The 19606-nt window shown below is 60.8% G+C and carries 19 protein-coding genes and 1 tRNA gene; 8 read left to right on the top strand and 12 right to left on the bottom strand.

All coding sequences use genetic code 11. From position 1 onward, the window contains the following. Positions 1-38 precede the first annotated feature (38 nt). The 3 genes from R4P64_RS15870 to R4P64_RS15860 all read right to left on the bottom strand — a co-directional run bounded on the left by R4P64_RS15870 (position 39) and on the right by R4P64_RS15860 (position 2768). Entirely contained in the window at positions 39-1349 is a 1311-nt protein-coding gene (locus tag R4P64_RS15870) for a DUF1254 domain-containing protein (RefSeq protein ID WP_317821669.1), read from the bottom strand. A gap of 88 nt (positions 1350-1437) precedes the next feature. Further along, the gene (locus R4P64_RS15865; RefSeq protein ID WP_317544169.1) at positions 1438-2058 is read right to left on the bottom strand and encodes a class F sortase; all 621 of its coding nucleotides are present in this window, start codon (positions 2056-2058) and stop codon (positions 1438-1440) included. After that, positions 2055-2768, bottom strand: coding sequence for a hypothetical protein (locus R4P64_RS15860; RefSeq protein ID WP_317544171.1), 714 nt, complete (start codon positions 2766-2768; stop codon positions 2055-2057). Before R4P64_RS15860 ends, R4P64_RS15865 begins: the two co-directional genes overlap by 4 nt. A gap of 358 nt (positions 2769-3126) precedes the next feature. Between R4P64_RS15860 and R4P64_RS15855 the strand changes: the two genes are divergently transcribed. Next, positions 3127-4626 (top strand): UDP-N-acetylmuramoyl-L-alanyl-D-glutamate--2,6-diaminopimelate ligase, encoded by a 1500-nt coding sequence (locus tag R4P64_RS15855; RefSeq protein ID WP_411742680.1) that lies wholly within the window; start codon positions 3127-3129, stop codon positions 4624-4626. 38 nt (positions 4627-4664) lie between these two features. Here R4P64_RS15855 and R4P64_RS15850 read toward each other — a convergent pair whose 3' ends face one another. Next, the gene (locus R4P64_RS15850) at positions 4665-5021 is read right to left on the bottom strand and encodes a hypothetical protein (protein ID WP_095886383.1); all 357 of its coding nucleotides are present in this window, start codon (positions 5019-5021) and stop codon (positions 4665-4667) included. A 301-nt stretch (positions 5022-5322) separates the two neighbouring features. On the opposite strand from R4P64_RS15850, the gene R4P64_RS15845 reads away from it, so the two are divergent. Continuing rightward, complete coding sequence (locus R4P64_RS15845) at positions 5323-5994, top strand: HemK2/MTQ2 family protein methyltransferase (protein WP_172935587.1); 672 nt, start codon at positions 5323-5325, stop codon at positions 5992-5994. Between the two features lie 5 nt (positions 5995-5999). Next, positions 6000-6221, top strand: coding sequence for a CDGSH iron-sulfur domain-containing protein (locus R4P64_RS15840; RefSeq protein ID WP_116103480.1), 222 nt, complete (start codon positions 6000-6002; stop codon positions 6219-6221). A 136-nt stretch (positions 6222-6357) separates the two neighbouring features. Here the strand turns inward: R4P64_RS15840 and R4P64_RS15835 are convergent, their stop codons facing one another. Next, the gene (locus R4P64_RS15835) at positions 6358-6669 is read right to left on the bottom strand and encodes a MerR family transcriptional regulator (protein ID WP_033231898.1); all 312 of its coding nucleotides are present in this window, start codon (positions 6667-6669) and stop codon (positions 6358-6360) included. A gap of 804 nt (positions 6670-7473) precedes the next feature. Between R4P64_RS15835 and R4P64_RS15830 the strand changes: the two genes are divergently transcribed. The 4 genes from R4P64_RS15830 to R4P64_RS15815 all read left to right on the top strand — a co-directional run bounded on the left by R4P64_RS15830 (position 7474) and on the right by R4P64_RS15815 (position 10417). Next, complete coding sequence (locus R4P64_RS15830) at positions 7474-8619, top strand: alkane 1-monooxygenase (protein WP_095886384.1); 1146 nt, start codon at positions 7474-7476, stop codon at positions 8617-8619. Continuing rightward, on the top strand, positions 8616-8945 hold the full coding sequence (locus R4P64_RS15825; protein ID WP_051730309.1) for a hypothetical protein: 330 nt from the start codon (positions 8616-8618) through the stop codon (positions 8943-8945). Before R4P64_RS15830 ends, R4P64_RS15825 begins: the two co-directional genes overlap by 4 nt. A 129-nt stretch (positions 8946-9074) precedes the next feature. Continuing rightward, complete coding sequence (locus tag R4P64_RS15820) at positions 9075-9785, top strand: GAF and ANTAR domain-containing protein (RefSeq protein ID WP_317821660.1); 711 nt, start codon at positions 9075-9077, stop codon at positions 9783-9785. A gap of 176 nt (positions 9786-9961) precedes the next feature. Continuing rightward, a complete protein-coding gene (locus R4P64_RS15815) occupies positions 9962-10417 on the top strand; it encodes a hypothetical protein (RefSeq protein ID WP_411742685.1) in 456 nt (151 codons plus the stop codon). A gap of 94 nt (positions 10418-10511) precedes the next feature. Here the strand turns inward: R4P64_RS15815 and R4P64_RS15810 are convergent, their stop codons facing one another. The 3 genes from R4P64_RS15810 to R4P64_RS15800 form a co-directional block, all read right to left on the bottom strand. Further along, a complete protein-coding gene (locus R4P64_RS15810) occupies positions 10512-10910 on the bottom strand; it encodes a hypothetical protein (RefSeq protein WP_033231896.1) in 399 nt (132 codons plus the stop codon). Between the two features lie 21 nt (positions 10911-10931). After that, positions 10932-11375 carry a DUF6389 family protein gene (locus tag R4P64_RS15805; protein ID WP_116103424.1) on the bottom strand — a complete coding sequence of 148 codons (444 nt, stop codon included), beginning with the start codon at positions 11373-11375 and terminating at the stop codon, positions 10932-10934. Positions 11376-11489: 114 nt separating this feature from the next. Continuing rightward, positions 11490-14765, bottom strand: a complete 3276-nt coding sequence (locus R4P64_RS15800) for a protein kinase domain-containing protein (RefSeq protein WP_317821656.1) — start codon at positions 14763-14765, stop codon at positions 11490-11492. A 133-nt stretch (positions 14766-14898) separates the two neighbouring features. Between R4P64_RS15800 and R4P64_RS15795 the strand changes: the two genes are divergently transcribed. Then, positions 14899-15729, top strand: a complete 831-nt coding sequence (locus R4P64_RS15795; protein ID WP_317821654.1) for a class II glutamine amidotransferase — start codon at positions 14899-14901, stop codon at positions 15727-15729. Positions 15730-15813: 84 nt separating this feature from the next. Here R4P64_RS15795 and R4P64_RS15790 read toward each other — a convergent pair. From R4P64_RS15790 to R4P64_RS15775, 4 genes are all read right to left on the bottom strand, one after another. Then, positions 15814-15887, bottom strand: a tRNA-Pro gene (locus R4P64_RS15790). A gap of 101 nt (positions 15888-15988) precedes the next feature. Beyond that, the gene (der, locus tag R4P64_RS15785) at positions 15989-17416 is read right to left on the bottom strand and encodes a ribosome biogenesis GTPase Der (protein WP_033231894.1); all 1428 of its coding nucleotides are present in this window, start codon (positions 17414-17416) and stop codon (positions 15989-15991) included. Beyond that, complete coding sequence (gene cmk / locus R4P64_RS15780) at positions 17413-18093, bottom strand: (d)CMP kinase (protein WP_317822068.1); 681 nt, start codon at positions 18091-18093, stop codon at positions 17413-17415. Before cmk ends, der begins: the two co-directional genes overlap by 4 nt. A gap of 11 nt (positions 18094-18104) precedes the next feature. Next, complete coding sequence (locus R4P64_RS15775) at positions 18105-19598, bottom strand: pseudouridine synthase (protein WP_317821651.1); 1494 nt, start codon at positions 19596-19598, stop codon at positions 18105-18107. Between the last annotated feature and the right edge of the window lie 8 nt (positions 19599-19606).

Genomic DNA, 19606 nt, shown 5'->3' with positions numbered 1-19606 from the left:
CGAAGTTTATCAACGTTGACCCCGGCGCTTCTCCGCGACTACGTGTCCTGGTTACTCACCCGCTCCACCGGAGGGTACGAATAGGTTTCGTCGAGGATGGCCTCCCCTGGCATATAGAGCCGAAGCACCAGCCTGAATGCTGCATCGGGCGACGGCAGCCAGTTTGCTCGCGCGGTGGCGTCGGTCGGCGCGTCCTTCGAGATGGTGATCCGGAGAGACCCATCTGTTTCGTAGCGGATTCCGGCGGTGCGGTCGCCGATCGAGTACCGGTCTATCGGGTTGTCAACCAGGTAGTAGCGCGGAATGTCGTAGAGCGTGATCGACCAGAATGCGCCAACGGGCGGTTTCTCCGGGAAGTTGATGAGATAGGTGTTTTCGCCGATCAGAGGCGCTCCGGTCACGTCAGTGAACGCTTGTGCATACACCGCTTCGTAGGCGTGATTTCCCCACAGCCCCAGGCGGCACGCGATCGCCCTTTCGACAATGCGCACCTTCTCGTCGAGGATCTTCCACCGGTCGTCGTCGATCGTTCCGAGGCCGAGGCCGAGGTTGTAGAGGTTGTAGTCGAAGAGATGCAGGCCCACTGTCCATCCGTTGAAGACCGGTGCCTGGCCGTGTTTGGTGGCGTCCTCGAGCTTGGCGACGCCGTCCGCATACCAGGCGCGCAGGTCATCGCTGTCGACATCCGGAGACCACAAACCGGAAAACTGCTCGATCAGGGCAGATTCCGCGGTCGGAGCGGGGAATGCCTGTGACCAGCGGTGTGCTTGCTGCCAGAAGAGCAGTTCGTCGGTAAGGTTCGCGTCCACCGCGGGTAGACCGTTCACTGTCGCGGCCGGGTCGAGTGACTCGAGTATCAGCAAATCCTGCAGCTTCGTCACGGCGGGAATGTCGCCTGGGCCGGTGCAGGCAAATCGGCCGACTATCGACACAATGTCGGTTGAGGCCTGGACCACCGGATGCTCCGATTCTCCGGTCCAGCCCGGTGGGACGATCAGAAAACTGCCGGCTTCATTGCCCGTAGCCCGCGTGCCGACATACGCGATGTTGTTCGTCCAGGCGTCGACAAATTGGAGTACGTAGTAGCGATCCCCGGTTGCGGGCACGTCCAATCGCAGTGGTCCACCCGAAAGGTCAAGCTGCGCCATCGAATAGACGGTGTCGTTGTTGATCGTGACAAACGTGTCCTCTGGCCCTGCAAGTTTGCGGGCATGCGAGAAACTGTTGAACGGTGTTGCAGGATTGGAGCCGACGCCGGTCGTGACATAACGCTCCACCTGTCGGAGGTTCTCCACCAGCGGGTAGTAATAGAAATACGCAGCGGCCGCGGTCTCTTTCAGTGCACTCACACTCGTGTCCTTCAATCGGGCACTGTTACCAGTGCGGCGAAGACGCTAGTGCGGCCAACGATATCGATAATCGCGACAATGCGTAGAACTACGACAAATCGGGAATCCGTGTCGCCCAGGCGATGTCGTTGTCCTCGTAACCCAGCGGCGGACCCACAAACTCTCCCCCGCACGTGATCAACGCCAGCGTCTCCGGTCCGTCCATCCGGTTCAGGCGCTCGACCGGTAGTTCCCCGTCCTTGCGGTACTCGTCAACCGCATCGATCCGATAGGTCCACTCGTGGCCATCCTCCCCGGTCAACGTCACAACCGACCCCGGAGTCAACGACGAGAATTTCTTTCCGAAACCGTCACCGGCGTACACGTCATTGATGTGGCCAGTGATCACAACAGTTCCCGTACCCGAACCCGGAAAGGCTGAGTCCGCCCACCAGCCGACCTTGCTCACATCCTCCGGAGGAATCAGCGAACCACCCGACGTTGTCTTGATCGCAAGAACCACGGCGGCCTCGCTGCCGATGCGCAACTGCATCGGTGTTGCCGGATTGTCGACTGCCGCCTCCAACGCAGGTGGCAAATCCTCCTGCCCGGTCGCGAGAACCCGAACCGGTTGGTCACTGTCGTCCGAACACCCACTGACACACAACAACACCGTCAGCGCCGCTGCGCCGCACAGACGCCAAAGCGTCTGGCCAGACGATTGCGTCACCGCGAGATCGGCCCGGACGGAACCTGGGAAATCGGAACTCGATTGCCTACATCGCGTCCGGGCAGTTCACCGTTCTGGTTGCCACCGTTGTTTCCGCCATTTTCGCCACCACCGCCGTCGTTTCCGCCACCCTGGTTGCCGCCATTCCCGCCGCCGTCTGGGCAGTCGGCCCCCGGATCGGTTGTATCGCCCGTCAGCACGATCTTGACCGCGGAGAGGTCGACGGATTGATTCTGCGCCACGAGGTTCGGAGTCGACGCATCAAAGGCGAGGGTTGCTCGGACCGGAATCACTCGTCCGTTGTCCGCATGCGTGACTTTCGTTCCGGACATCCCCAGATCCTGGGTCAGTGTCATACGTGAGCGGAGTTCTGGGTCGCCGGTGAGTCCCGCGCCGTCGATCCGCAAGGTGCCGCTGACCGGGCTGCCATGCGCGCGGATGGTTACTGAGGCTCGAAACTCGAGAGTGTCGCCTGGGACAGCGCGCCAGGACTCGATGGAATTGATCTTCGTGCCGGGTGTGCCGGTCGAGACGTCGTACCAGCCGTCGACGACGGCCGGATCGAGCGACATGGAGTTGTCATTGATCTCGGGAACGCACGTCTGCGTCAAAACGGGCGCGGCGCCGGCTACTCCCGGCAGCGCCGTAGTGATCAGGGCTGCGGTGGCAAAGATCGCTGCGCACGCACCTGCGGTACCAAAAGTTCTCATTCCCGCTACCCTCACCTACGGTCTGACAATCTGGTCAATTCAGTCAAAATACCAGTACAATCGCATATATCGGCACGATCGGACTGACAAAATATTCTTGTGGTGCCATCGGGCAATTATTCCGCAGCCGATCCCGACATTGGGTACATCGTTTCGGCGCGATTCAAAAGTTACAGTTCACCCGAGTAACCGCCGCGCGGCAATTGTGCTCACGCAGGCCTGATCATCCGCGCGTGTGCATAATCGGCGAGCGGCAGCGGAATGATTGCGGTGTGCAGTGCCGCGTGACGTGTTTGGCGCAACTCGCAAATGTCAAACCTGAGACATGCCACCTCGAGCACAAACGCCGTGATCCGACATGCGCACCGTGTCGAATAGACCCAGCAGACAACCGAAATGGTCGCTCGAGGCGGTGGCTGAATATCTCGGCGCGGACGGCGAGTTACTGCACGAGCAAGGAACCCTGGTTGTTGCCGGCGTCTGTCAGGACTCCCGTCAGGTTCGCCCTGGCGATATTTACGCGGCGCTGCCAGGCACCGAACACCATGGTGGCGAGTTCGTCGCCGAAGCCGCGCAGAGGGGTGCCGTCGCTGTGGTCAGCGATCGACCCACTGAAATATTGCCGGCGTTTGTGGTGAAGAACCCCCGAAAGATCCTCGGCCCTTTGGCCGCTTGGATATACGGCGATCCCTCCACATCGCTCGACGTATACGGCGTTACCGGCACCAACGGCAAGACCAGCACTACATTCATGCTCGAAGCCGGTCTAGCCGCGGCCGGACTGCGCACCGGCATCATCAGCGGAATCTGCGTTCGGGGACCAGACGGCGTATCGGAAGCGGAGCGAACAACACCTGAAGCGTGCACGTTGCAACGTACGTTGTCCGCTTTCGTCGACAACCGCGTCGACGCCGTCGCTATGGAAGCGTCGAGTCATGGTCTTGCACTACACCGAGTCAATGGGACGTTCTTTCGCGTCGCTGCCTTCACGAACCTTTCGCGTGACCATCTGGATTTCCACAAAACTATGGCGTCGTACTTCGACTCGAAGGCGCAGCTTTTCTTACCCGAACGTTGCGCCTGCGCGGCGATCAGTGTCGACGATCTGTACGGCAAAGCCCTCGCTGAACGCGTCACTGTTCCTCGTTTGACCTTCTCATCGCATGGTGCCAGCGCCGATGTCACCGCCACTGACATCGAGGCCGATCAAACGGGAACATCTTTTGTCGCACGCCATGGGAGTTGGGAGAGGAAAATCCGGCTGCGCCTGCTGGGGTGTCACCAAGTTGACAACGCATTGGCGGCAATTGCCGCTCTTCGCATCGGAGGAGTCGATATCGCGGCGGCGCTCGACGGTATCGAAAGTCTCGACACCGTCCCCGGGAGATTGGAAAATGTGGAAATAGGACAGAATTTCCTGGCATTCGTCGACTACGTACACAACGCAGGTGCGCAACTCCGCTTGTTTCCGTACCTGCGCTCGTTGTCGAAGGGAAAGATCATTGTCGTCATCGGCGCCACTGGGGGCCGGGACCCCGGCAAACGCGAGCCTTTGGGTCGTACTGCCGGCAGTCATGCCGACGTCGTTGTCGTCACCGACGAAGGTCCGTACCACGATGACGCAACAGCCCTCAGAAATGACGTGGCCGCGGGGGCGCGACACGCGAATCATGCAGAGGTGCTTATCATTCCGGATCGGAGTGATGCTATACGGACCGCCGTATGCTTGGCAAAAGCAGGCGATATCGTTGTCGTTGCGGGGCGTGGGAACGACCACGTGATGAACTACGACGGTACGGAGATAGTGTTCGACGATCGCCAAGTACTCGAGCGCGCACTCGTCAAGTATGCAAAATAGTTGTCAGCGCACTGTCGTCCATTCACCCTTCGGATCGGTCAGAACAAGAAGGAAAACGACGCAGCACCGTACGCTACGGCCAACCCTACGAGAATCCATCCGACATACGATCTGATGGACAGCCTGCGAGTGCGATGCCATCGCGGCGACGCTCGTAAGAATGCCCCTACAGCGCCCACCAAGAGCGTCACGCTCGGCAAGAACACCAAAAGGCGTCGATCCTTACGCGAGCAGACCAGCACGTCGGTGTCGAAACACTCGCCCCGTCGAGAACCCAACACCACAAGTGCCACTATCATCACAATCACAACCAGGACGATCGAGACTGCGTAAGTGATTGTCCTCCTATTGATTTCCCGCTCGGCCCCTGCGGCAAGACCGGGTTGTTCAGTCATCGAGGAAACCCTCCGCTGTATTTCACGCCGACCCATTCAGTATCGCAGTAGCGTTTCGCTCACGCTCGGCGCCCAGAGGCATTCGTGGGCCAATCGACCGCGCCGTCGTGATGATTGATCTGTAACCAGTCATACCTCCCGCCATACTCGCCTTGTCCTGATTTCAAATCGACTCTTGTCATCCAGTCTAAATGTAGCTTATCTACATCAGTGGATGCAGATAATTGACCGTTTGGCGTATAGGATTGCTTCAGTTAAACGGCCGCGTCACACCAGAACGCACAACCCCGAGGAGTCACCGATGCTCTTGCGTCTGCCAGGTGTTTACCCTCCGCAGGAAGATACGTGGCTGCTGGCCGACGCACTGGCCGCAGAGAGACTAGGACGGGACTCACGGGTACTGGATCTCTGCACCGGGACAGGGGCGCTGAGCTTGCGCGCCGCTGCAATCGGAGCCAGATATGTCACCGCCGTCGACATATCTCGTCGCGCAGTCGTCACCACCCAGTTGAATGCCATCCTGCATCGGCATTCGATTCGAGTGATTCAAGGCGATCTGACTACACCCGTTCAAGACCAACGTTTCGACGTAGTCATTTCCAACCCCCCGTACGTTCCTGCGCACGACGACGTCCTACCCACTCGCGGCGTGGAGCGGGCGTGGGACGCGGGCGTAGACGGGCGGGTGCTTCTGGATCGGATATGTACACACGCACCCCGAGTGCTTGCCGAGTCAGGTGTTCTCTTGATCGCGCAGTCTGTGCTCAGCGGGATTGAGAAAACTCAGTCCATGCTGGAAGAACAGGGATTATCTGTGGAAGTCGTGGCTCGCGCGGAGATCCCTTTCGGGCGCGTACTCTCCGCGCGGGCGGCACTGTTCGAGGCCCGCGGCCTCATCGCTCCGGGCCAGCGCACCGAAGAGATCGTTGTCCTTCGGGCCGCGAAACCAAGTCTCGACAAGGAGGTCATGTGAATTCCATGTCCGATACCGAACGCGACATGAGCACGGTCACCGTCACCGTGTGCCCGGACGGACCGATACTTGTTCGTGGTCCTGCAACCCTGATCGATGGCGCGGGCAATCCGATCGAACGAAAACGGGCAACGGTCGCGCTGTGCCGATGCGGTGGTACGAGTATCTCTCCGTTCTGCGACGGCACACACAAGAAAAGGAAGTCCATCCCTCGTGACCAGCGCTGAATGTGGACGTGATGTGGCAAAGCCATGTGAGCCCTCGGCGCGGCCTAGTCGACCAGAGGACGTGAGGTTCGAGAGTTGTAGCGAGCCATCATGATTCGCGGTGGGCCTGCAGAGGAAACCGGAACCAACTCGCCGGTCAGACTCGAACTCCAGTTTGTTCGCTCAACTGTGCAACCCTCGCCGCCAGAATTGAATTCTCGGCCTCGAGCGACAGTATTAACCGGATGCCGACCAAGTTGACACCGTCGTCGATCAGCGCAGTGATACGGGCCAGCGTCTCCAGGTCCGATTCGCTGTATCGGCGGGTTCCGCCTCCGGTGCGGGTCGGTGTCAACAACCCTCGTCGCTCATACAATCTCAACGTTTGCGGCCCGACTCCGGAAAGTTCGGCCATCACCGAGATTCCGTAAACGCCTCGAAGCGCGCGCGCCTGGGTCTCTGACGTCACGGTATACCTCCTAGGCGTCTTCATTGACCGTGCAACCTTAACATTCTCTGCATTTCAATCTAACGTCGCCAGCACAGATTTCATGAGTCCAGCAGTGTGCAATGCGAGCGCGCATTTGTCCCGTCAATTTTCCACCTCAGCTGTTGCCAATTATCTGCAGCTGCTGGTATAGATTTTGAGGGAAGGCGATGGGCGCAACCGTCGAATGAACAGACAGATCTGAATGAACAGGCAGATCTAGTGTCACATCTGCAGAACGACGCCTCAGGCAGTGTTAACCACGCAACTCCAGGAGGCCCAATGATCAATCACGAGGGAAACCGGACCAAGGCTTATCCGACAGTGTCGAGAGAGCCTGCGTTGATCGGGTTTCGAAACACGGACACCAACTCCAAACCGACCTGCCTGACACTGTAACGTGGTCCGAAGATGGGCGGTGCGATAAGCGCAGTGCTACAAGCAAACTGAACAGCACTAGTTATTTTGCTGTCCAGTCCAGAGAAGTGTCGTCCAGATCCTGAAGTTTCTGCTTGATTTCCTGCATGCTCGGCGCGTGACCGCACATTTCCTCGCGGCACCATTTACCTCTGTGAACATTCGTGTACGGACACGTCCCAAATGGCGTGACACAAGACGCCGCAACACGAGACTCTGTCGATAGACACAGCGCCGAGAATGCTCGGGAACCACCCATCAGTCGCACGAATATCCTTGTAACTTATTGCGACGGAAAGGGATACATAGGTTGCATGCTCAGCAAACGACCGGAACACCCACGACTGTGCAGCACATGTTGGAGACACCATGACGACCGACAAAGATATCGCTACCGAGACAGTTGATCTACCCAGGTGGCGGGATCGAAAACGGTATTGGTGGCCCGTGGCCTTGTTGATCCCACTGAGCCCATTCCTGTCCTGGTTGCTCGTCGATCGTCTGAGCTTGGGATTGTTCTGGGCGACCGGGGCATGGATTCTGGTACTGATCATTCCGATCATCGACTTGATTTCAGGTAGAGACGGCCAGAGCCCGCCGGATCATGCAATTCTGCCGCTGCAAAAGGATCGCTATTATCGTTGGTGCACCTACCTTTTCGTGCCACTACAGTATGCCGGGTTGATGTTTGCGTGCTGGTGCTGGGTGAACGCCCCCATGGCGATGGGTGAGAAGATCGCCCTCTCCATGACAGTCGGAGTCGTAGCCGGCGTAGGAATCAATGCCGCACACGAGCTCGGACACAAAAGCGAAGCCGTCGAGCGATGGTTGGCAAAAATTGTTCTCGCACAATCGTTCTACGGGCATTTCTTCGTCGAACACAATCACGGGCACCATGTCCGAGTGGCAACACCTGACGATCCAGCCAGCGCTCGGTTCGGCGAATCATTCTGGATGTTTTTGTCACGCAGTGTAATCGGCGGATTGAAATCGAGTTGGGCGATCGAAACAGCGCGTGCGCGCCGACGCGGAAAACTCAGCTGGGGTGCGCAGAACAGCATCGTTCAGACATGGGTGATGAGCATCGTCTTATTCGGTGGACTGATCGCAGTGTTCGGCTGGCAGATCGCACCTTGGCTAGCACTCCAAGCAATCGCCGGGATCTCATTTTTGGAGGCGGCAAATTACATCGAACACTACGGACTGCTACGCAAGCGCAGATCCGACGGCAGTTTTACGAAAGTCCGACCGGAGGACAGTTGGAACAGTGATCACATCGTCAGCAATGTGTTCCTTTATCAACTTCAACGTCACAGCGATCATCACGCCAACCCACGCCTGAGATACCAATCATTGCGAAGTAGCCCGGCGGCACCGCAACTGCCGGCGGGATACGCGGTAATGATCGTCTGCGCTTGGATACCCCCGTTGTGGAGGTGGCTCATGGATCGCCGTGTTCTCGCCTACTACGACGGTGATCTCACCCTCGTCAACACGAAAGCGACTTCACGATGAACGCGCACACCGGTGAGGAAAGGCAGGGCTCCACTCCCCCTGCAGGAACGACGGACCGCAGTAAAATACCGCCCGCCCCGGAGATCATCGCAGCGGTGGAATTCCTCCGCACGCAACCTGACGCAGCAAGCATCCGGCGCCGATATCTTGAACTGATAACACCAGGCAACGAGCGTGACGGCACCACCATCGACTACACCGCCGCTGAGCGCTACCTCCTCGCGACCGCTGCACGATACAAACGACAAGTACGCCTCGGTTCCCGCGCAGAGCAGGGTTCCGGAGAGCAAGGTTTCACGAAGCAGGACGACACCGACGGAAGATGATTCACAGCATTTCAACCGTCGAGATCCGGGAAGCGTCGAGCCGCAAAAAGCTTCTGACGACGGGAAAGTAGGATCTAGTACCGTTCGATGCAGGTAGGACTTAACAGCAGACCCCGAGGTGCACAAACGATGTCTTGGCCAGACAATGCCCTGACAGAACCCGCAGCTGTTTTTGCGGCGTTGGCCCAGATTCTTTACTCCGCGACAGACGATGCCGACGTGTACAACGCGATCTGTTCCGCCGCGGTCGACTTGATTCCCGGTTGTGATCATGCCAGTTTGATGCTGCGCCGTGGGAACACCACCGTCACCGTCGCTGCGAGTGATGAGATGGCCGCTTTTGCAGATGATTTGGAGCGCGCCACCGGAGAAGGTCCGTGCCTTGACGCTCTCGAAACCGAAACACCACAGCTCGAGTCGGATCTGCGCACTCCGAACCAGTGGCCTGAATTTGCGCGGCAAGCTCTCTCGAAGACTCCGATCCGTGGAAGCATGGGGTTCCGCCTACTCGTCGACCGACGCAAAATCGGTGCTCTCAACCTCTTCTCCGATACACCGGGAGCGTTCACGCAGGACATAGCCGACGTGGCTATTGTTCTCGTCTCCTTCGCGTCTGTGGCAGTCACTGCGTTGTCGCGAGGAGAGGATGCCGAATCGCTGCGGCGAGGTCTGACCGGTAGCCGTGAGATCGGCCAGGCCGTCGGTTTGCTGATGGGATTACACGGGGTATCGAGCGACGCAGCATTCGAGATTCTGCAGAAGACTTCGCAGAACATGAATGTCAAGGTCGCAGACCTCGCTCGCGACGTCATCGTCCGGCATCGATCTACTCTCGACTGACCGGCTCGCTGCCTCCTGAGAAAGTTGGCGCGAGACGGTTGCCTTGCAGCCGGCAGCATCATGTCTGGCCCGCTGGGATAGGATCTGTTTCAGTTCTTCGTCAAGCATCGGCAACGGACGTTTAATTCCCATGCCGTGCTGCCCTGCAACGGCCACCTCGAACAGGTAGGTCAATCATTCCCCTTACGTCGAAGCACTCGGAAACATATAACGACGCATTGATCGCGCTGGCCGCTGCAACCCAGCGTCCGGCCAATGTTGTCAACCTCGCCGGCGATTACGCCATCCGTGTCGATCTCGAGTACAGCCGCTACGTACTGGCCACCAACACTGCCGAGGGTCTGTCGGACGAAACCTATCCCGCCGGCTCGTGGTTGGTTCGTATCTTCCAATCTCAAATCGGCGGCCTCCCAGACGAACTACTCGCCGACGCCACCGATGAATGGCTTATCGACGCATTCGATTCCGTTCTCACGCACCTCGAAGCCGACGGAAAGAAGATCTTCGCGGACGCGGACTTCGGAGACGTCAGCCTCCTGAAGCCGCCAACACACGTGATATCGGTGCACTCACAGATCACCCCGGCCCCTCGGCTGCGTTGCACGACTGAGGGATCTGCTCTGCAGGAATAAGTCTCACTCGATCGAATACGAACCAGATCGAAACTGTGTCGCTATAGCCGTTGCTCCGAACCACGCGCTTTGCCGCATTCCAGCAATGTGAATGTCAGCCGAGCGCTTCCCCCACCAAGAACGCGACCTTCTGCCGTTCCACATCCACGTCGAAGTCGGCGTCGCGGGCGGCGATGCGCGCGATCAGCTCCGTCACCGCAGCGTGGATCGTCTGTCGCAAGAATCCGCGTGGGTCGGAATCTCCCAGGACGTCGGCACTGTTCATCTGGATCTGCGCAGTGATCGTGCGCCGCGCCAGAAAAACACGCGGGGACCGGACACCGGTCGGATCAGTAACCGTCGTGATGTCGCCACCGACGATGACAAACAGGTCGAAGTCGTACTGGAACTCCACGTTCCGCAGCTGCCACTTGATCCGACTCAACTCTTCGAAGTAGGTCAGCGGTATCGACGGGCCGCCGAACACCGATCTGAACCTGAGCCGATGCGTCATCCGGCCACACCGATCGAAGGCTCACTCACGGTTCGCTCCGACGGGGCGCGGGTCGACAGCACCGTCCGGCGTGGCGACCTCCCAGTACAGGTTGGATGGCCCGACCAAGATGAGTGGGTCGACCCACTCGGCAACGACCTCGACGATGACGTCCTCGAGTTCCTCTCGTGACCAAATCCGCGGCCGGACCGGAACCGCAGGCTCCCAGCCGTCCTCACCCCAGATGACCCCGAACAGTTCCCGCTCATCACCGAGCTGCCTATCCAACGTGAACGCATCAGGGCCGTCGAATCGCGCCCAGACATCGAACGTGCCGTGCGCGTCCTGGTCGACGAATACCTCGATGATCACGCCATCAATTCGGGCAGACGCTGTGTTGCGTATCGTTTCGAGCCGAGCGGCCACGACCGGCGACGCGGTGTCGAGGACGGCTCTCAGTGCGGCGCGGTACTCAGTTGCTTCCACGGACTCAGCATATCCGTGCCGTTCCCGGAGCAGTTCACCCTCGGAGCAACAGCATGCCCCTACAGCAGGAGAACACTAAATCTATTGATCGGCAACGGATCTCGCGAGATCGTGTCAAGATGTCCGATCACGGTCCCTCTCCACAATCCAGGCTGCAACCTGCGCCCGCGAGGTGAACCCCAGTTTTGTCAGTATGTGCTCCACATGCCCCTGGGCGGTGCGCGGTGAGATCACCAGCCGATCGGCGATGGCCTGGTTGGTCAGACCTTGGGCGATGAGATCGGCGACTTGGCGTTCCCGCTTGGTCAGTCGCGTCGACGCGTCGGCATCGGATCTGGAAGTGTCGGAAAGTGGTTCACGAAGGGCGTAGGAAATTGCCACGTCGAATCCAAAACCTTTGCCCTTCCGGTAAGCCGCCGCGAATGCTTTGTCTCCGAGCATCTGACGCGCCCTCCGCTCGCATTCCTGTTGGTAAGCAAGCAAATTGGAATGAATAATCGTGGTGCTGCCCATCGAGTGCGCCACCCCCTCTGCCGCTCCTGTCAACACTGCGGCTCTGGTGGCGTCGCGCCGCCTACACTCGATCCAGGCCATCGTCCCGAGGCAGGCTGCGGCAACACGAGGGCTTCGCGTTTGCCGCGACAGGTTCAGCGATTGCTCGAGTAGTCGCACCGCACGATCGGTATCGTCCTTTCGCCACACTTCAACTGCGAGTGCCCATATCGAATACGACCGAGCCATCGTCTCTCCGCGTGCTTCCGTGATCGAGATCGCTCGCTCGTGGCATTCGATCGCTTGGTCTGTCGAGCCACGCAGTCCATAGGCCAACCCCAACGGATACAGAGCACCTATCTCCAGTGCAGATTCCTCACGGCCGCTGAATCCGGCGACGGCGGCTTCGAGAAGTGAGGAGGCTCGAGTGGGGTCACCACTGTAAAGGGCATGCATTCCGTCGGCAAGGGCGACCATTATCCGCATCATCGGGTCACGCATGTGAGCGGTGAGACTCCGCGCCTCGTCGACGAGCACCGTCCCCACCTTCACGTCACCCTGCACACTCGCCATCAGAGCGGCGAAGTAGAGGCCCTTGACCCAGTCGAGAGTGGGTGGGCCGCTCTGTAGGGCAAGTAACTGGCCGATCCAATGCCGGCACTCGTTGTAGGCGCCTTGGGAGCTCCAGAAGAAAGACAGTGCGACAGCGGTCCGCAGTCCGGCGGCAGGATTGTCGGCAACGCTGAATTCGAGCGCCTCTCGCAGGTTCCGCTGTTCGCGATTCAGACGAGCAATCCAGTCGAGTTGACGGTCGCTGATCCACTCGGACTCCGCATCGGACGCCAACCGCTCGTACCAGTCCCGATGACGGCGCCGCAGTTCCGTTAGATCGCCTGACTGCTCGAGCTTCTCGTACCCATACTCCCGCAACGTCCCGAGCATCCGGAACCGCACCACCGACCCAAGGTCCTCGCGAATCAGAATCGACTTGTCCACCAATGACGTCAAAGTATCCAAGAGCTCACCCGGATCCTGGTCCGCGCCGCACACCTGCTCCGCAGCATCGAGTTCGAAACTACCCGCGAATACCGCCACTCGACCCCACGCCAGTTGCTCACTCGCAGTGCACAACTCGAAGCTCCAGTCGATACACAACCGCAACGTCTGCTGCCGCGACGGCGCACCCCGGCTGCCACGAGTCAGCAGCGCGTATCGGTCGGTCAACCGCTCCCGGATCTGCTCGAGTGACATCGCCCGCAACCGCGCCGCCGCCAACTCGATAGGCAACGGCAACCCGTCGAGCCTGCGGCAGATCCCAGCCACCGCCTCCGCATTCTCCTCGGTGAGCACAAATCCCGGAACGGCCGCCGCCGCGCGGTCGGCAAACAACGACACCGCATCGTATTTAGGCAACCCCCGGAGCGACAGCTTCCCCTCCGGATCGGGTACGCCAAGCGGCGGAACCCGCAGCACCGCCTCCCCGCTGACACCAAGGGGTTCGCGACTGGTGGCCAGAATCCGCAACGACGGACAGACGCGCACCAATGTCGCGGCCAATTCTGCAGCGGCATCGACCAGGTGTTCACAGTTGTCGAGAACCAACAGCAATTCCCGCGGTTCCAGGAACTCGATCAGAATCTCCGTCACCGGTCTCGCTGACTGGTCCTGCAGTCCCAGTACACCGGCCACCGTCTCGACCAGCAACGACTCGTCACGCAACTCGCCTAACTCCACGAGCCGCGCACCGTCGGCGTACTCCGGTTGCACTCCCGCCGCGAGCCGCATCGCCAGCCGGGTCTTACCGACACCTCCGATCCCGGTCAATGTCACCAACGGGCCAGAGGCGAGCAGCCTTTTTGCCTCGGTCAGCTCGCGTCGACGGCCCACAAAGCTGGTCAATTCCAGCGGAAGCTCCCCCGTCCTCCTCGGAGTAAAGGCACCTGAACGTCCCAGCCGACCTTCTGTTCCAGGGCGCAAGTCATTGCCCTGTGTGCCGGGTTCATCGCGCAGGGGCATCTCATCGACCGGAAACCCGTGGCGCCGTTGCAGTTGCCGCAGTTCCTCGCCGAATTCTGCGGCGGTGGCTGGGCGCGCTCCGGGCGTCCTGGACATCGCGCGGGAGATTGCCTCCGCCACGTCTTCGGGGATCCCGTGGTCACGCAAATCGGGCACCGCCTGCTTGGTGATCCGCAGAAACTGCGCGACAACCTGCTCACCGCTACGACGCTCGAACGCGGCGTGACCGGTGAGAGCGCTGAACAGGACTGCGCCAAGCCCATAGATGTCGGCCGCTGGACTCGGTGGATCTCCCCCCAACACCTCCGGCGCCGTGTATGCCGGCGAACCGGTAACGACACCGGTGGCGGTCTCGAACCCTCCGGTGATGTGCGCGATGCCGAAGTCGGCCAACTCCGGCTCGCCGTAATCGGTGAGCAGGATGTTCGCGGGTTTGATGTCCCGGTGCACGATGCCGAGCCTGTGCGCCGACTCCACCGCACCCGCCAGTTTCACCCCCAGTCGCAACGCCTCATTCAAAAGCAGTGGACCGTCGCGGCGGATCTTTGCGTCGAGGGAATCCTGCGGGTGATACGGCATCACGATGTACGGACGGCCGCTGTCGGTGGCACCGACCTGCAAAATGTTGACGATGTTCGGGTGTCCGGTCAACCGGCCCATCGCTTGCTGTTCCCGGAAGAAGCGAGACCGGTTCTCCTCGTCGAGATCAACGGTGAGCACCTTCACCGCAACCGTGCGATCCAAATCTGCCTGCGTGCAACGGTAGACGACGCCGAAACCGCCGCGGCCGATCTCCTCGGCATCATCGAAGCCGGCACCTCCCAGCTCTGCGGCCGACGACGGCGGGTAGCGCTGAGTGCCGAGCGAATCACCTTCACCCATCGGACGGTCTACTCACTCCGTCGGGCGCGTAAGTCCTGCACTGGTCCCGACGGCACGACCAGTGCACTTTCACCTTAGCCCTCACCACTCCTAGAGGATCGTCATCACTGCCTCGATCTGATTCAATGGAAAGATGTGCAGGTGGCTGGCATATTCAGGTGAACCGATCCTCGCGCATGACCTCTTGTTCCGGCCGAAACACTCGCTAATCGACCAGAGCCTGCATTCTCGTCTCGGCGCGACAACAACCAACGGTGACGGCTTCGGAATCGGTTGGTACGGAGAGGGCAGCGAGCCTGCCCTGTTCAAGAGCATTGAACCCGCGTGGAACGACTCGAACCTCCGCGAGGTCACCAGCCAATTGCGCACTCCGTTGCTCTTCGCTCACGTCCGCGCATCAACCGGTACTCCGGTGCAGCGCAGCAACTGTCACCCATTTCGGCACGGGAATTGGATGTGGATGCACAACGGTTCCCTGCACGGGTTTCATGAGATCAAACGCGAATTGGTGACCGCCATCGATCCATCGCTCTTCCCCGACTTGGAGGGCTCCACGGACTCGGAAACTCTGTTCTTTCTCGCGCTCACCTTCGGCTTGACCGATGATCCATTCGACGCGGTTGCCAGAGCGGTCGGGTTTGTCGAGCAGACAGCCCGTGCCCACGGAATCGACAATCCAGTACAGATGACGGTCGCTACGACGGACGGAACATCAACCTGGATCTTCCGCTATTCGACTGAAAGACAATCAAGATCGCTCTTCTTCTCCACCGAGATCTCCACGCTGCGGAAACTCCATCCCGAAGTGGAAGCACTGCACCACCTTGGTGAGGAAGCACGAATCGTCGTTTCCGAACCACTGCGCGACCTTCCGGGAGCCTGGAACGAGGTGCCGGAATCTGCTGCGGGTGTGGTTCAAGCGGGACGGGACGAAATGCGGGAGTTCGAGCCAATCCCTACGTGAGTGCCGGTTCGACATCGACATCCACTCAGACAAACAAAAAATGCGGCTCCGGATTTCTCCGGAAACCGCATTTTTGTTCTTCGGTCGGGCTGACAGGATTTGAACCTGCGACCACTTGACCCCCAGTCAAGTGCGCTACCAAGCTGCGCCACAGCCCGTCCGCGCCCTTGTTTCGGGCGCTTGGAAAGATTACATCAGAGACGGGCTGAAGTACCAATCGGCTGGTCAGAGCCTTTTTAGTACTGTTTGGACGCAGAAACTAGCGGCTCTTACGGTCGCGCTTCTCGCGCACTCGCACGGAAACGCGGATCGGGCTGCCGTCGAAGTTGAACTCTTCACGCAGACGCCGCTCGATGAACCGGCGGTAGCCGGCCTCGAGGAAGCCTGTGGTGAAGAGAACGAAGGTCGGCGGACGCGTGCTTGCCTGCGTCGCGAACATGATGCGAGGCAGTCGGCCACCGCGCATCGGCGGCGGTGTTGCTGCCACAACTTCCTTGAGCCAGGTGTTCAGGCGACCCGTGGGGATGCGCTTGTCCCAGGACTCCAGAGCCGTGTCGAGAGCCGGCACGAGCTTCGCCACGGCGCGACCGGTGTGGGCGGAGATGTTGACTCGCTGAGCCCACGGAACGCGGACTAGATCGCGGTCCACTTCCTTGTCCAGCATGAGTCGACGGTCCTCGTCCACGAGGTCCCACTTGTTGAATGCGATCACCAATGCGCGACCCGTGTCAGCCACCATGCTCAGAACACGCAGGTCCTGCTCGGTGATCGGCTCGTGTGCGTCGATGAGCAGGATCGCGACCTCAGCGGCCTCGATCGCGCTCTTCGTGCGCAACGACGCATAGAACTCGGCGCCGCTGGCATGGCTGACGCGCTTGCGCAGACCAGCCGTGTCGACGAAACGCCAAGGGCGCCCGCCGAGTTCGACGATCGAGTCGACCGGGTCGACGGTGGTGCCGGCAACGTTGTGCACGACGGACCGCTCGTCGCCGGACAGCTTGTTGAGCAAGCTGGACTTTCCGACGTTCGGCTTTCCGACCAGAGCAACACGACGCGGGCCGCCGCCGGGGATGCCTTCACGCGGGGTTTCCGGAAGCTTCTCCAGAACCTCGTCGAGCAGGTCGCCGGTACCGCGGCCGTGCGTCGCACTCACGGAGTACGGCTGACCGAGGCCCAAGGACCACAGTGCGGCAACCTCGGATTCGGTGCGTCCGTCGTCCACCTTGTTGGCAACGAGGATGACCGGAGTCTTGGAACGACGCAGCACCCGAGCCACAGCTTCATCCGTCGCGGTGGCCCCGACAACAGCGTCGACAACCAGGAGAATGGCGTCAGCCGTTCCCATGGCCAACTCGGCCTGGCGGGCAACCGCCTGCTGAAGACCCTTTGCGTCGGGCTCCCATCCTCCGGTGTCCTGGACGAGGAAGCGTCGTCCGGCCCAGTTCGCCTCGTACGAGACGCGGTCACGGGTAACGCCGGGGATGTCCTCGACTACCGCTTCACGACGGCCGATGATGCGGTTGACGAGCGTCGACTTGCCGACGTTCGGTCGACCGACAACAGCCAAGGTCGGGACGGCAATGTGCGCTTCGCCTTCGCCGTCCGCTTCGAGATCGGCGTAGTCCCACTCCGATTCCTCGGACCAGGTTCCGTCGCCGGCAAATTCGGTTACCAGATCGTCGCTCACTGCACTGCTCCAGTTCTGTCGCTGACCACCAACAGCAGCTTGGCGATCACATCTTCAATGCCCAATTCGCTCGTATCCACCAGGATGGAATCCTCGGCAGGGCGCAACGGCGACACTGCCCGAGTCGAATCGAGATGGTCACGGCGCTGCACATCAGCCAGCACCGCTTCGTAATTGTCTTCGCGGCCTTGGCCGACGTTCTGCGTATTGCGCCGTGCCGCACGGGTTTCCGCCGATGCGGTCAAGAAGATCTTGACGTCCGCAGCAGGGAGCACGACGGTTCCGATGTCGCGTCCTTCGACGACGATCCGGTCTGCGCCCGCCGCCAACTCACGCTGTGTCGCAACGAGCAGGTCCCGAACCTCGGGCACGGCGGACACAGCGGAGACAGCCTTGGTCACCGCGTCGCCGCGGATCTCTTCGCCGACGTCGTCGCCGTCGAGATGCACCTGCTCGCTGCTCGGATCGGTACCGATGGACCAGGGCAACGCCGCAACCGCAGCGGTGATCGCCGCAGCGTCAGTCAGATCGATTCCCTGACGCAGCACGTGCAGGGTCGCGATCCGGTAGATAGCTCCGGTGTCGAGGTAGCGGGCGCCCAAACGCTCCGCCAACGCACGGGAGACGCTGGACTTGCCGGTTCCGGACGGTCCGTCCATCGCGACCACCAGCGGCATGGACGAATCGGTCACAGGCCGACCGCCTCGTACAGTCCACCGACCTCGCTACGACCGAGTACGCGCTGCGTTCCCGGACGCTGATCGCCGAGCGCGACAACGCCGACGTTGGTGCGAACCAGACGGACAACGGGGTGACCGACCGCATCGAGGAGGCGACGCACGATGTGCTTGCGGCCTTCGTGCAGAACGAGCTTGACGAGCGTCTTGCCCTCGTTGATCTCGAGCACGGTGAACGCGTCCACCTTGGCCGGACCGTCGTCGAGGGTGACACCGTCACGCAACTGCTTACCGGTGCTGCGCTCGACAACGCCGTGAACGGTGGCGAGGTACGTCTTCGGAACCTCGAACGACGGGTGCATCAGGCGGTGAGCCAGATCGCCGTCGTTGGTGAAGAGGAGCAAGCCCTCGGTGTCGGCGTCGAGACGGCCGACGTGGAACAGTCGCTGACCGGACTGAACGCGCTCGGAGACGATGTCACCGACACACGGGCGACCGAGGTCGTCAGACATCGTGCACTGCCATCCACGCGGCTTGTTCATTGCCAAGTAGACGAGGTCCTTCTGCACGACAACACGAACGCCGTCGACGCGGACTACTGCGTTCTCGGGATCAACACGCAGACCCTGCTCCACCACGATGCGGCCGTCGACCTCGACGCGACCCTGGTCGATCAGTTCTTCTGCTGCACGACGTGATGCGACGCCGGCCTGAGCCAGCACCTTCTGCAAGCGGACGCCGTCGCCCTTCGGCGGGCCGTCGTGCTTGGTGACCTCGGCGTGCTGATGACGCGCCGGCTTGGCGTTGGACACCAACGGGTTCTGGGAGACGACGCGCTGCGGCTTCTCCGTCTTCGGCTTGCCACGCTTGTTGGTTGCCGCCGGTGTCGGGGCTGCCGGGCGCTTGCGCGGAGGTCCGTCGAACTTGGATCCGCGAGGAGCGTTTGCCCAGGCAGTGCCGCGAGGAGCCTCGGGGCGTGCGCCGCGCTGATCGTCGCTGCGACGGTCAGCGCCACCGCGCGGTGCGCGACGGGCATCAACGTGGGGTGTACGACGGTCATCGCTGCGGGGGCCGCGACGGTCGTCATTGCGCGGGCCGCGGCGGTCATCGTTGTAGCCACCACGACGGTCGTCGGTGCGTGCCGGACGACGGTCGTCGTTGTAACCACCACGACGGTCGTCGGTCCGTGCGGGACGACGGTCATCACTACGTGCGGGACGACGATCATCACTGCGCGGGGGGCGCCGATCGTCATTGAATCCACTGCGACGGTCATCCGTGCGGGGGCGGTCGGATCCGGCATTGCGGTCGTATCCGGAAGTACTGCGGGAAGTGTTGCTGCGTCCACCACGGGGGGCTTCGCTGCGTGCGCCACGGGGGGCGTCACTGCGTCCACCACGGGGGCTGTCGCTACGACCACCACGGGGGGCATCGCTGCGTGCGCCGCGGGTGTCGCGGGAGTTGTTACGGTCCGGTGTGCCATCTCGGCGAGCGGGATTGTTCACTTTTTTCC

This window comes from Rhodococcus sp. IEGM 1366 (assembly GCF_033142425.1).
Lineage (GTDB): Bacteria > Actinomycetota > Actinomycetes > Mycobacteriales > Mycobacteriaceae > Rhodococcus_F > Rhodococcus_F globerula.
The sequence above is the reverse complement of the archived record's forward strand: the minus strand, read 5'-3'. Positions and strand labels throughout refer to the sequence as shown.

Coding starts and splice junctions, on each gene's coding strand:
- R4P64_RS15795 (WP_317821654.1), top strand. CDS start 14,899: ATGTGCAGGTGGCTGGCATATTCAGGTGAACCGATCCTCGCGCATGAC.
- cmk (WP_317822068.1), bottom strand. CDS start 18,093: ATGCCGCTGGTGGTCGCGATGGACGGACCGTCCGGAACCGGCAAGTCC.
- R4P64_RS15825 (WP_051730309.1), top strand. CDS start 8,616: ATGAACGCGCACACCGGTGAGGAAAGGCAGGGCTCCACTCCCCCTGCA.
- R4P64_RS15800 (WP_317821656.1), bottom strand. CDS start 14,765: ATGGGTGAAGGTGATTCGCTCGGCACTCAGCGCTACCCGCCGTCGTCG.
- R4P64_RS15810 (WP_033231896.1), bottom strand. CDS start 10,910: ATGACGCATCGGCTCAGGTTCAGATCGGTGTTCGGCGGCCCGTCGATA.
- R4P64_RS15860 (WP_317544171.1), bottom strand. CDS start 2,768: ATGAGAACTTTTGGTACCGCAGGTGCGTGCGCAGCGATCTTTGCCACC.
- R4P64_RS15850 (WP_095886383.1), bottom strand. CDS start 5,021: ATGACTGAACAACCCGGTCTTGCCGCAGGGGCCGAGCGGGAAATCAAT.
- R4P64_RS15855 (WP_411742680.1), top strand. CDS start 3,127: ATGCGCACCGTGTCGAATAGACCCAGCAGACAACCGAAATGGTCGCTC.
- R4P64_RS15820 (WP_317821660.1), top strand. CDS start 9,075: ATGTCTTGGCCAGACAATGCCCTGACAGAACCCGCAGCTGTTTTTGCG.
- R4P64_RS15845 (WP_172935587.1), top strand. CDS start 5,323: ATGCTCTTGCGTCTGCCAGGTGTTTACCCTCCGCAGGAAGATACGTGG.
- R4P64_RS15840 (WP_116103480.1), top strand. CDS start 6,000: ATGTCCGATACCGAACGCGACATGAGCACGGTCACCGTCACCGTGTGC.
- R4P64_RS15830 (WP_095886384.1), top strand. CDS start 7,474: ATGACGACCGACAAAGATATCGCTACCGAGACAGTTGATCTACCCAGG.